This window comes from Streptomyces sp. NBC_00988 (genome assembly GCF_045162645.1).
In the GTDB taxonomy this organism is placed as follows: Bacteria; Actinomycetota; Actinomycetes; order Streptomycetales; family Streptomycetaceae; genus Streptomyces.
In genome coordinates this window covers 11,784,957-11,797,304 of record NZ_CP108730.1, presented here as the reverse complement: position 1 = coordinate 11,797,304, position 12,348 = coordinate 11,784,957, and the positions used below count along the sequence as shown (strand labels likewise).

Annotated in this window: 9 protein-coding genes; 6 read left to right on the top strand and 3 right to left on the bottom strand. The window is 71.3% G+C overall.

Annotated features, from left to right (window positions below; genetic code table 11):
- Nucleotides 1–69 precede the first annotated feature (69 nt).
- Together OG496_RS53055 and OG496_RS53050 are read left to right on the top strand one after the other, a co-directional pair.
- Nucleotides 70–1,746 (top strand): MFS transporter, encoded by a 1,677-nt coding sequence (locus OG496_RS53055; protein WP_405976875.1) that lies wholly within the window; start codon nt 70–72, stop codon nt 1,744–1,746.
- Nucleotides 1,747–1,916: 170 nt separating this feature from the next.
- Complete coding sequence (locus tag OG496_RS53050; RefSeq protein ID WP_405976173.1) at nt 1,917–3,074, top strand: hypothetical protein; 1,158 nt, start codon at nt 1,917–1,919, stop codon at nt 3,072–3,074.
- On the opposite strand, the gene OG496_RS53045 is transcribed toward OG496_RS53050, so the two are convergent.
- Nucleotides 2,962–4,152 (bottom strand): RNA-guided endonuclease InsQ/TnpB family protein, encoded by a 1,191-nt coding sequence (locus OG496_RS53045; protein WP_405976172.1) that lies wholly within the window; start codon nt 4,150–4,152, stop codon nt 2,962–2,964. The genes OG496_RS53050 and OG496_RS53045 overlap by 113 nt on opposite strands.
- Nucleotides 4,153–4,327: 175 nt before the next feature.
- On the opposite strand from OG496_RS53045, the gene OG496_RS53040 reads away from it, so the two are divergent.
- The 4 genes from OG496_RS53040 (at nt 4,328) to OG496_RS53025 (ending at nt 6,992) form a co-directional block, all read left to right on the top strand.
- On the top strand, nt 4,328–5,149 hold the full coding sequence (locus OG496_RS53040) for a methyltransferase domain-containing protein (protein WP_405976171.1): 822 nt from the start codon (nt 4,328–4,330) through the stop codon (nt 5,147–5,149).
- Nucleotides 5,150–5,285: 136 nt separating this feature from the next.
- Entirely contained in the window at nt 5,286–5,939 is a 654-nt protein-coding gene (locus OG496_RS53035; protein ID WP_405976170.1) for a DUF2975 domain-containing protein, read from the top strand.
- Nucleotides 5,939–6,181, top strand: a complete 243-nt coding sequence (locus OG496_RS53030) for a helix-turn-helix domain-containing protein (protein ID WP_405976169.1) — start codon at nt 5,939–5,941, stop codon at nt 6,179–6,181. The genes OG496_RS53035 and OG496_RS53030 overlap by 1 nt, the downstream gene beginning before the upstream one ends.
- 10 nt (nt 6,182–6,191) lie before the next feature.
- On the top strand, nt 6,192–6,992 hold the full coding sequence (locus tag OG496_RS53025; protein WP_405976168.1) for an aminoglycoside 3'-phosphotransferase: 801 nt from the start codon (nt 6,192–6,194) through the stop codon (nt 6,990–6,992).
- A gap of 81 nt (nt 6,993–7,073) precedes the next feature.
- Here OG496_RS53025 and OG496_RS53020 read toward each other — a convergent pair whose 3' ends face one another.
- Both OG496_RS53020 and OG496_RS53015 read right to left on the bottom strand, forming a co-directional pair.
- On the bottom strand, nt 7,074–7,916 hold the full coding sequence (locus OG496_RS53020; RefSeq protein WP_366495826.1) for an MHYT domain-containing protein: 843 nt from the start codon (nt 7,914–7,916) through the stop codon (nt 7,074–7,076).
- 538 nt (nt 7,917–8,454) lie between these two features.
- A complete protein-coding gene (locus tag OG496_RS53015) occupies nt 8,455–12,336 on the bottom strand; it encodes a CHAT domain-containing protein (RefSeq protein WP_405976167.1) in 3,882 nt (1,293 codons plus the stop codon).
- Nucleotides 12,337–12,348: the final 12 nt, after the last annotated feature.

Sequence of the window (12,348 nt, the reverse complement as noted above, 5' to 3'; positions counted from 1 at the left end):
CTTCCCCCGGGGCCGAACTACAAGTGGGTCGCACTGTCGAACACCACGCTCGGCGTGCTCATCGCCACGATGGACGCCTCGATCGTGATCATCTCGCTGCCCGCGATCTTCCGCGGCATCGGCCTCGATCCGCTCGCGCCGGGCAACATCGGCTATCTGCTCTGGATGATCCTGGGCTATCTGCTGGTCTCGGCGGTGCTGGTCGTCGTGCTCGGCCGGCTCGGCGACATGTTCGGCCGGGTGAAGATCTACAACATCGGCTTCCTGATCTTCGCGTGCGCGTCCGTCGCGCTGTCCCTCGACCCGTTCCGCGCGGGAGCGGGCGCGATGTGGCTGATCCTCTGGCGCGTCGTGCAGGCCTTCGGCGGTTCCATGCTCACCGCCAACTCGGCCGCGATCCTCACCGACGCCTTCCCCGCCCGGCAGCGCGGAATGGCGCTCGGCGTCAACCAGATCACCGCCCTGGCAGGCCAGTTCCTCGGCCTTCTCGCCGGCGGTCTGCTGGCCGTCGTCGACTGGCGCGCGGTGTTCTGGGTGAGCGTGCCGATCAGCATCACCGGCACGATCTGGTCGTACCTGAGTCTGCGCGAGACCTCGGCCGGCCGCCCCGGCCGCATCGACTGGCTCGGCAACCTCACCTTCGCGGCCGGCGCCGGCATCCTCCTCGCGGGCATCACCTACGGCATCCAGCCCTACGGCGGCAGCGCCACCGGCTGGGGAAACCCGTGGGTGCTCAGCGGCCTCATCGGCGGCGTCGTACTCCTGCTGGTCTTCTGCTACGTCGAGACGCACATCGCCGAACCGATGTTCAACCTGGCGCTGTTCAAGGTGCGCGCCTTCGCCGCGGGCAACCTGGCCGCCCTGCTCACCGCGATCGCGCGGGGCGGGCTGCAGTTCATGCTGATCATCTGGCTGCAGGGAATCTGGCTGCCGTTGCACGGCTACGACTACGAGGACACCCCGCTGTGGGCGGGCATCTTCATGCTCCCGCTCACCGTCGGCTTCCTCATCGCCGGGCCCGTGTCCGGATATCTGTCGGACCGGTTCGGCGCCCGGATGTTCTCGACGGTCGGGCTGATCGTCGTCGCGCTCTCCTTCCTCGGCCTGCTCGCGCTGCCCATCGACTTCGACTACGGCATGTTCGCGGCGCTGCTGCTGCTCAACGGTCTTGGCCAGGGCATGTTCTCCGCGCCGAACACGTCGTCCATCATGGGCAGCGTGCCGAGCGAGTACCGGGGTGTCGCCTCGGGCATGCGGTCCACCTTCCAGAACTCGGGCACCGCGCTGTCCATCGGCGTGTTCTTCTCCCTGATGGTGTCCGGGCTCGCGACCTCGCTGCCCAGGACGCTGAGCCACGGACTCCAGATGCACGGGGTACCGGCCGGCGCGGCCCAGCAGGCGGCGTCGCTGCCTCCGGTGAGCACGCTGTTCGCCACGTTCCTCGGCAACAACCCCATCCAGCACCTGCTCGCGTCCAACGGAACCCTCGACCACGTCACCGCCGCCCAGCGCGCCGTCCTGACCGGCCACACCTTCTTCCCCCAGCTGGTCTCAGGCCCGTTCCACCACGGCCTGACCATCGTCTTCAGCGTCGCCGCGGGCATGGCCCTGGTCTCCGCCGTCGCCTCGGCCCTGCGCGGCGGCCACAAGCCGGACCCGGAGCCCGGACCGTCACCGGCGGATCGGCCACCCGCCCCGGCGGAGACACCCGAGACTTCACAAGCGGGGCCGAACGGGCCGTCGTAGGACCCGAGTTGGTGCCACGCGGCAGGTGAGGGGGAAGTCGTCGATCCCTCCAAGCCCGGCGGCCTCGGGCCGGACCCAGCCGGAGGCCGCTCATGATCACGCGTTCAGCACCCGTCACTCCGCGTGAGGCGGATTGACATGGACGCTTCGTCGATTCGACAGTGTCGGGCGTGACGTCCTCTCCTGTTCGGCCCGACGGGCATCCGCTGCGTGCGCTGTGCGAGTCCCTGCTGTCGCGGCTCGACGAGCTCAGCGACACCGTCACCGACGACATCAGGCGCGAGCTCCCCTCGTACGCCGCGCTGCCACTGGCCGAGCAGCGCGCGACCGTGCACAGCCGGCTGCACGCCCTCTTGCGGGGTCTCGCCCTCGATGTGGAACCGACGGCCGGGCAACTGCTGGAGTTCCAGACCGAGTCACGCAGGAGGGCGTACTACGGTCTGCCCGTCCAGGACGCGCTCGCGACCTTTCACATCGGCGCCCGTCGGCTGTGGGACGAACTGCGGGCCGCGGCACGCGGTACGGCGGCCGAGGACACCGCCATCGAGCTGGTAGCACCACTGTGGATGTGGGTCCAGGCGGCAAGCGGCGTCGTCGCGGACGCCTTCGCGGACGAGGCCGGGTCACGGTACGGGCGCGAGGCCGGTCTCCGGCAGCGCTTCCTCGAACTGCTCCGCACCGGCGGGACACCCCGCGAGCACACCGCCGAGATCGCCCGTGAACTGGGATTCGACCCGGACGGTGACTTCCGCGCCCTGTGCACACCGGCCGCCCCGTGGGCCGCGGAAGGACACCTCGGCCTGCTGCAACGTGCGGCACGGCAGCTTGCCGGACGGGTCTCCTGCGGCCTGAGCGGGCAGTTGATGGTCGCGATCACCCAGCGGGTCGACCCAGCCGACCTGGCCACCCGTGTGATCAGCCTGTCCGGCGACGACGCGCGCGTGGGCGTCGGTCTCGACCGGTCCGGGCTCGCCGGTGCCGAGATGAGCATCGCCGACGCGGAGCGCGCCCTCGCCGTCGCGTCACAGGGCGGCCGCGCCACGTCGTTCGAGGACGTCTGGCTCCAGGCGAGCCTCGTCGACAGCCGGGAGCGGCTGCACCCCCTGTTCGCCGAAGACCGCCAACCGGGCGCTTCCTACACTCCGTTACTGCTGACTGCGCACCGCAGAAATTCCAGAGCATTGACTTCCTCCCCCTCCTGGAAGAGAGGGATTCCTACGGCTCGCGCAGTAGGGGTTCCTGCTTCAATGCCGACTGCCCGCCAGGAGAACTCCCTTGAGGTCTTACACCAGCTCCACAGGCCGAGACGGCCAGCCCGGCCGCCTTGATGTTGCGTGCCGCATTGATGTCGCGGTCATGCACTGCGCCACAATCGCACGTCCACTCGCGGACGTTCAACGGCATCGTCGCCGCGACCGTGCCGCAGGCCCCGCACAGCTTCGAGCTGGGGAACCAGCGGTCGATCACGACGAGTTCGCGCCCGTACCAGGCGCACTTGTACTCCAGCATGGAGCGCAGTTGCGTCCACGACGCGTCCGAGATGGCGCGGGCGAGCCTGCCGTTCTTCAGCAGGTTGCGGACGGCGAGGTCCTCGATCACGACCGTTTGGTTCTCACGGACGAGACGAGTCGACAGCTTGTGCAGGAAGTCGCGGCGCCGGTCGGCGATCCGCACATGCACGCGAGCGACCTTGCGGCGGGCCTTCTCCCGGTTCACCGAGCCCTTCGTCTTGCGGGACAACTCCCGCTGCGCCTTCGCGAGACGAGCGCGGTCACGCCGCTCATGACGCGGGTTGGTGACCTTCTCCCCGGTGGACAGGGTCACGAGCGACGTGATGCCGGCATCGATACCGACCGCATTCGTCGTGGCCGGAGCCGGAGCCATGCGGTCATCGCACAACATCGACACGAACCAGCGGCCCGCACTGTCACGGGACACGGTCACCGTCGTCGGAACCGAACCCTCCGGGAGCGGACGCGACCAGCGGACGTCCAGCGGACCGGCCATTTTCGCCAGCGTCAGACGGCCGTCGCGCCACGTGAAGGCGGAGCGGGTGTACTCGGCCGACGCACGGGACTTCTTCCGGGACTTGAAACGCGGGTGCTTCGTGCGCTTGGCGAAGAAGTTCCCGAACGCCGTCTGAAGATGGCGCAGCGCCTGCTGGAGCGGGACGGAGGACACCTCCGCCAGGAAGGCGAGTTCCCCGGTCTTCTTCCACTGGGTCAGCGCGGCCGACGACTGGACGTAGGAGATGCGGCGCTGCTCTCCGTACCAGGCCTGGGTGCGCTCCTCCAGCGCCTTGTTGTAGACGAGACGGACGCAGCCGAACGTGCGCGACAGCGCGGCCGCCTGCTCGTCCGTGGGGTAGAAGCGGTACTTGAACGCCCGCTTGACCTGCTGCGTCATGCCTCACGTTCTATCAGACCCCATGTGAGTGGCAGGTGTCGGCCGGTAGACGGTGGACGCTGGTCCGCCCTGACGGCGAACCAGCTTTCCCTGCCCCGCTCCGCAGGAGCTTCGATTCCTCCCCCGACTGAAGCCGGGAGTATCCACGAAAGAGAGCCCGATGAACGGACCAGGAATGACTGAGAAAGACCCGGGTTCCTACGTGATGGGAAATACCTTAGAGGAGGCGGACAGGCTCGGCATACAGGCCTCGCTGTACGACAGGCACACCGAATATCTGCTGCGGACGGCGGGGCTGCGCGAGGGAATGCGCGTTCTCGACGTCGGCTGCGGTACCGGCGAAGTATCGCTGGCCGCCGAGCGCGTGGCCGGTTCAAGCGGCCGCGTTCTCGGCGTGGACATGGACCCGGGAGTCCTGGAGCGTGCCCGAGAGAATGCGGCCGCGTCGAGCTTCGGGAATGTCACCTTCGAGCAGGGCATGCTCCCCGATCTCGAAATATCCGAGCCTTTTGAAGCCCTTGTGGGACGGCTGATCCTGATTCATCTCGACGATCCGGTGGCGACGGTGAAGGGGCTGACACGGCTGGTGCGTCCCGGTGGTGTGGTCACGTTCCAGGACTTCAGCATTTCCCGGACCCGCGCCATACCCGCGGTACCGCTGGTGACGGAGTCCGTGGGATGGATCAGTGCGGCACTGCGCGAAGGCCGCCGCGACCCCGACATGGGTGAGCAACTGGCCGACGTCCTGCGGCTCTCGGGGCTGTCCGATCCGAGCGTGGCGGTCGCCGTGCCCACGGGCGGTCCGGACTCGGCGGCGGTGACTCTCATCGCCGAGTCGGCGCGCAGCCTCCTGCCGGTGATGGAGCGCGGCGGAATCGCCACTGCCGAGGAGGTCGACATCGACACACTGCGGGCTCGCATGGCGCGCGCGTGCATGGAGGTGCAGGCGACGGTGTACGTCCCGGAACTCGTGGCCGCGTGGGCAGAGGTGCGATAACACCCCTTCCGGCGGGGCGAGTTGGACGATGCAGGGCCCAAGGTGGTGGGTGCGCGGGCTGCTTGCCTCCCGCACACCCACCGCTGTATCGTTTTTCGATAACATCGATAAACGATACACAGGGGGGCGGTCCGCCATGACCGACGAATCGACCGAGGCCAGGAACGGCAGCAGAAACCCGCTGGAACCCATGGCCGGCGTGGTCACCGTGCTCTGCGCGCTGGTCGCGGTGTTCCTGGTGCTGAAGGCGTACGCCGCGGTCGGGATCGGTGGCGTCTTCGGCTGGGGCGACGGTTCGGTCTGCGCCACCGACCCGTCCACACAGGGCGGCGGTGAGGACTGGTTCAGCCGGGTCATGGAGCCCAGGCCCGGCATCGAGGTCTCGTTCACGCCGCGGTACTGCGACTACTCCCCGAGCGGCGGCGCGCGTCTGCTCAGCACGCTGACCGAGCTGCCGTCCTCTGCCCTCTACATCGGCGCCCTGTTCCTGCTGTACTGGCTGATCCGCGCCGCGCGCCAGGACGGCCCGTACACCTTCCGCACCGCGGGCCGGCTACGCCTCCTGGGCTGGTACCTGGCCGTCGGCAGCCTCGTCTGCCACGTCACCGAGAGCGTCGCGGGAGCCGCCCTGCTCAACTCCCTGCGGACAGCGGACCACAGGCCGTTGCTCTACGACGTCGACCACGGCATGCCGTACTTCGCGCTGCTCACCGGCATCGGGCTGCTCTCCCTGGCCCGGATCATGCGGGTCGGCGCCGTGATGCGCGAAGACCTCGAAGGCGTCGTCTGATGTCCCCCGCCGAGGCGGACCCGCACGCCATCGAGGTCCACCTCGACCGGATCCTGGACGAACGGGGCATGACCCTGGCCGAACTGGCCGCCCAGGTGGGCGTCACGAACGTCAACCTGTCCATCCTCAAGAACGGCCGGGCGAAGGCCATCCGCTTCAGCACCCTGACCCGCATCTGCGAAGTCCTCGACTGCCAGCCCGGCGACCTCCTCACCCACCGCCCGCGGCACGGGAACGGGTGACGGCGTGGTGATGGCGACGTCGCCCCAAGGGCCGGTCGAGCTTCCCCGGATCGTCACCGAGCTCGCGGCGGGGCGGCCGGTGCGGGCCGTATGGAAGAACGACGTCGGCGGTCTGACGTTCCAGGTCGGCCTGGGGGATGCGCGGCAGTTCGTGAAGTGGACGCCGGCGGGCAGCGGCATCGACCTCTCGGCCGAGGTGGTGCGCCTGCGCTGGGCGGTGGCGTTCGCCGTGGTGCCGCGCGTCGTCGACGAGGGCGCGGACGAGACGGGGTCCTGGATCGTCACAGCTGGCCTGCCCGGGCGCATGGCCGTGGACGACCACTGGAAGCGCGACCCCGGCACCGCGGTACGCGCCATCGGTACCGGGCTGCGCGCCCTGCATGAGGAACTGCCCGTCACCGACTGCCCGTTCGGCTGGTCGGCCGGGCAACGGCTGGAGGCGGTGCGGTCCCGAGCGGCGGCGGGCCGGATCGATCCGGCGGACCGGCCCGAGGACTTTCAGCACCTCGGGACCGTCGAACGTGCGCTCGGGGTGCTCGCCGACATCCCGCCGGTCGATGAGCTCGTCGTCTGCCATGGCGACGCCTGCGCTCCGAACACCCTGATCGGCGACGACGGCAGGTGCAGCGGTCACGTCGACCTCGGCGAGCTCGGTGTCGCCGACCGCTGGGCCGACCTCGCCGTCGCGACGTGGAGTACGCGGTGGAACTACGGTCCCGGCTGGGAAGAGCCGTTGCTCGAAGCCTACGGAGTCGAGCCGGACCCGGAACGGATCAGGTACTACCGGCTGTTGTGGGAGCTGTCGGACTGAGCCGATGGACCGGCATGGTGCGGTGAAGCGGTTCGGGTCTCGGAGGACGGCCGTGTGTCCGCTCGCGGTGTGGGAGTCAGGTCACCAGGAGGTGTGGGTCTGCGACGGCTCCCTCGCCGGGAACACGGAGTCGCCGCCGAACAGCGGTGCCGGCTCGGGCTCCGACGCCTGCGCCTCGGTGTCGCCGAGCATCATGTCCGGGTCGAACATGACGATCACGGCGGCGACCAGGAGGACGAGGAGCGGGCCGGCGAGCATGACGAGGAGGAAGGCGACCAGGTCGGCCGAGGACTGCGAGGAACCGGCCACGTTGGTGAGGTGGACGGAGACCGCGGCCATGCCGGTGTAGTGCATGCCGGTCACGGCGACGCCCATCACCAGGCTCGCGCCGAGGCTCGCCCACAGCGCGTGGATGGAGACCGCCGCCCACAGCGCCGCGGTGGCGGCCGCGATGGCGATGGCGATGGAGAGCGCCACGGTCACGGGGTCGTAGTGGAGGGTGCCGTTCGTGTGGATGGCGGCCATGCCGAGGTAGTGCATGGCCGCGACTCCGAGCCCGGTGACCGCGCCGGCCACACCCAGGTTCAGCGGGGAGCCGCCCCGGTAACCGACGAGGAACACTCCCACGGCGACCACAGCGATCGCCACGGCGAGGCTCAAGAGGGTCTTCGTGGCGTCGTAGTTGACGAGCGCGCCCTCGACGCTGAAGCCGATCATGGCGATGAAGTGCATGGTCCATATGCCGCAGCCGATCGAGACGGCGCCGAGCGCCAGCCAGCGGGCTCTGTGCTGCGGGCGGCGCAGCGAACGGGTCGTGCAGCGCAGCCCGAGGGCCGCTCCCAGGCACGCCATCAGATAGGCGGCGACCGGGGTCACCGCGCCGTAGTAGAAGTCGGAGACAGTCGCGGCGGCGGCTGTGGTCATGGAGGGTTCCCTTCACGTACGTGACGGCAGGCGGCACCGTAGTCGCGGTGTGCCGGCACGGTGACGTGGCGCACGCTCCCGTCCGGCGGACCGCGGACGCTTGCGGTTCCTGCCGGGCGCGGTCCTCCGGTCGGGAGGGCGCGGGGACACAGGGTGCGCTACGGCAGGGGCGCGCGCGGATCGACCACTCCCGCCCCTGCCGCACGTTCGTACCGGCTCGGCCGGGCGGACTGACCTGCAGGAGCGCGCGGACGTCCTGCTGTTGGGCCACAGGACACGGGGAACCGAACGGTCGAGATCTGGCCACCTGGCCGAGTTGTGCATGATTCAATCACAAGGTGCACACATTTCCTGCACAAACCGGATAGGTGTTAGCCGAATCGATACATCGCCACCACTGCACACAAAGCCCACCACTATGGCGAGTTCGGCTGCTGTGGGTTCAACTTCCGCCGCGCTGACCGCCGTTGGGGTCGAGGACGAACTGCGGGTGCGTATCCGGCCGTTGCCGCCAGGTCCGCCGCAGGCCCCAGGGTTCTCAGATGCCGACGTGGTGATGGGCCGCCCACGCCGCGGGGGCGTCGGCGTAGTGGACGCGGACCAGTCGCGCCGTGCGGGCCAGGGCGACGGCCGGTTGGTCGTGGGCGGTGTCCAGGGCGTCGTAGAACGCGCGGGCCGTCGTCTCGGCGACGGCGTCCGGTACGCGCCACAGCGTGCCGATCACCCCGGAGAACCCGACGAGCAGGAACGCGGCCGTGAGGTGGATCGCCTCGTCCGCGAGGTCGCGGGGCGTGTACGTCGTCTCGCACGCCGAGAGGTACGCGAGACGGCCCCAGCCACCCCGGCGCGCGGCGATCTCGGCGAACGTCAGATCGAGGTCCGGCAGCAGGAAGCGGCTGGTGCCGGGGTCGTCCTGGTCCGCCACCGCGTGCAGCGCCATGTGCAGATGGGTGCAGGTGATCAGCGCGGAGACGAGGACGTCCCGCCCGCACTCGGCGAGGTCGAGCGGTTCGACGCCGAGGCTGTCCGCCGCCGCTCGGGCCTCGCGTCGCGCGGCGGGCAGTTCCGGCAGTCCCGGTCGGCGCACGTCGGCGTGCACGACGGCCGCCACCGTACGGTCCGGTGCCGACCCACGGGCCCGCGCGTAGTGCAGCGCGGTGACCGTGGGCGTGTACGAGGACACCGTGCGGTCCACCAGCGACTTCGGGATCCCCGAGGCGTCCTGGGCGTCCGTCGCCGTCGCGGCGTGCAACGGCAGCCGGCACAGCGCCTGGGTCGGCACCCACCAGACGCGGGCGTCCGGATCGGTCACCCGCAGCGCGGCGAGGACCGGGGCGGCCACCTCCCGCCACAGCAGGTCGAGCGTCGCGGTGACGCGCTCGTTGGCGACGTCGACCTCGTCCTGGGTGGCCCGGGGATCCAGCGCGGTGACGACGTCCGTGTGGAACGCGTCCCCCGCCTCCTCCACCTCGTCCGCGTCCAGGCCGTCCAGCGGCACGTGCCGCAGCCCCTCGTCGGTGAGCGCCAGCGCGTCGCAGCGGTACTCGCTGACGTTCACCACGACCACCGGACCGTGCGCGGCCTCGGCGAGCAACGACTCGACGGACGGCGGCAGTTGGAATCCGGCCTGCCCGGGCAACGCCCTGATCCTGCGTACGACGAGCGCGAGTTCGGCCTCCAGATCCCGGCGGCGTTCCCGCTCCAGGCCCGTTGCCTCCGTCGCCGGCGGAAGGTCCGGCAGCGTCAGCGGTGGATGGTCCAGGCGGTCGAGGGCGTCGCGCAGTTCCTCGAAGCGGCGGGCGAGGCCGGCGTCGGCGTCGTGGAGGTCCGCGAGGTCGGCGCGGATCCCCGACCGGCGGTTGAGGAGCACTCCGCGCCCGAGTTCCAGCAGGCTCAGCGCCCGCTCGGGTTCCCCGCAGGCCAGGCACATCGCGGCCGCGTCGCTCGCGAGCCCGGCGGCCTCGGCGAGCCTTCGCTGGGCGTCGGGCCGCTCCAGCCGGCGGGGCGTGGCGGCCGGCAGCAGTTCCACACCGAGCGCGAACGCATCGGCCGCGGCCCGCGCATCGCCCGTCAGCGCCGCGAGCCGGCCCTCTGCACGGGCGGCGTACAGCCGTACGTCCGCCGGGCCGGTCCCGGTCCGGGCGGCGGCGCGCAGTGCGTCGCGTACGCCTGCCAGGTCGTCCGCCTCGTGGGTGGACTCGTGCCGCAGGTTCAGTACGTAGGCGAGGTTGGCCAGTGAGCGGCTCAGGCCGGGATCGTCCCGCGGAGTGTCCACGACCACCCGGTGGGCCAGTGTCACCGCCTGGTCGAGGTCCCCGTCGCCGGACCGGGCGGCCAGGGCGAGGAGCAGGCTGCCGCGGACCGCGGTGGCCGACCGGCCCTCGTCGAGGGTGGTCAGGGCACCGCGCGCCGCGTCGACGGCCTCCGCTGCCGCCGCCGCGCGATGCGTCGACGCCACCCTCAACGTCGCGGCCAGGTTGGCGAGTTGGAGCGGGAGATGTGGATCGGTGGGCACGGTGGCCGCCACGGCCGTGCGCAGACCGGCGAGGGCCCGCTCCAACGTGTCCTGGTCGCCGGTGATGCTGTGGAGCGCGTGCAGTGCCAGGCCGTGGGCGCCCGCGACCGTCGCCAGCCGCCGGGGCGCCGGCCCCGCCGCCATCGCCTCCTCCAGGAGCGTGAGCGCCTCGGACAGGTCGTCCCGGACGCCGAGCGCCTCGTGGCGTTCGGTGAGGGCGGTGGCCAGATTGCTGAGCAGACTGGGACGTTCGGGGTGGCCCGCCGGGACCAGGTGCAGCGCCTCGCGCTGGAGGTCGATGTCCTCGTCGAGGTCGGCGAGGTCGCCGTCGCGGGTGTAGCGCGCGTACAGCGCCCCGCCGAGGTTGCTCAGCCGTAGCACCCGTTGGTGGGCGGGACCGTCGCCGCGTACGGCCGCCCGGCCGGCGGTGATCGCGGCGTCCAGTTCGTCGTCGGCGCCGTGCAGCCGGGTGCGGGCGGCGAGGGCGGCGCTCAGGTTGTTGAAGTGGATCCCGGCGTCGGGGTGGTCGTCGCCGAGCAGGGCGAGGGCCTCGCCGAACCGGCCGATCGCCGCGTCCAGTTCGGCGGGCTCGCCGGTCTCCTCCGCGTACCTCAGGAGCAGCAGGACTCCGAGGTTGCCGATGCGCCCGGCACGGTCGCCGGGCGGGCCGGCCTCGATCCGGACGGCCGACTCGCGGTACGCGATCCCCTCGTCCAGCGATCCGGGGTCCTCGCTCAGCAGATACGCGCAGCGCAGGACGTCGGCGAGGGTGTCGAGTGCGTCGGCCCGACGCTGCTCGTCGTCCCCGGCCAGGGCCAGCGCGGTCCGCGCCGCCCCCTCGGCCTCCTCCGCCACGCCGAAGTCCTCGTGCTGGTCGGCCCATTCGCACAGCACCGTGGCGGCGATCTGCCACACGTCGGAACGGCCCGCGGGCCGGGTGTCGCCGGCCGAGCGGCCCGCTGTCCCGGGGAGGTCGGCCACCGCACCCGATCGCACCGTTTCGGAGGCCGTCGCCGCGCGGACGACCGCGACCGCCTCCGCCAGTGCCTCCGGGTCCCCGGCGTAGTGGCATTCGGTCAGGGCGCCCGCCAACAGGCAGGCCCGCTTGGCGTGTTCCTCGTCGCCGTCGGCCGTGCGGTCCAGCGCGTCGCGTGCCGCGGTCGCGGCCTCCCGGGCGAGGCGCGGATCGTCGCTGCGGCCGGAGCGGTAGCGCAGGACCTGGGCGAGTTCGGCGTATTCGTCGGCCGCGTCGAGGCCGTGCTTCTCGCACTGTCCCACGGCGTCCCGGGCCGCCGCCTCGGCACGCGCGAGCGTCTCGGCCCTGCCGTCGTGCTCGTACCGCATCCGGTGGGCCTGGGCCAGGTGCAGCAGCGAACCGCCGCCCGCAGCGAGCGAGTCCCCGATCACCACGACGACCTCCTCGAACAGTTCGGGATCGTCGAGGTCCGATCCCGCCTGCAGCAGCAGTTCGGCCACCGACGAGAGGACCATGATCCGGGACAGCGGGTCGTCCGGGGCCCGGTCCGCCGCCCGGCGCGCGGTGGCGACGGCCTCCCGCAGCAGCCCGGTGTCGCCCGTCATCGCGTGCAACGCGGCCTGGGCCTCGGCGAGTTGACCGAGGACCACCGCCTCGTCCGGCCCCGCGTCGGCCAGGGCCCGGCGCAGCGCCTCCACCGACCGGACCCCCGCGGCGGCACCACCACCGCGCCGGGCCGACTCGGCGTGCAACGCGGCGATCCCCTCCAGCAGCGACACCCGGTCCTCCCGCCCGGCACCCCCGAGGACGGCCTCCAGAAGGCCGACGGCCCGGTCCGTACGGCGCGGGAAGCGGCCGTCCACGGTCGCCCGGCGGGCACACCGCAGCGCCAGGGCCAGCCGCAGGCGGCGGTACGGCGACGGCTTCACCGGGGTCGCCCG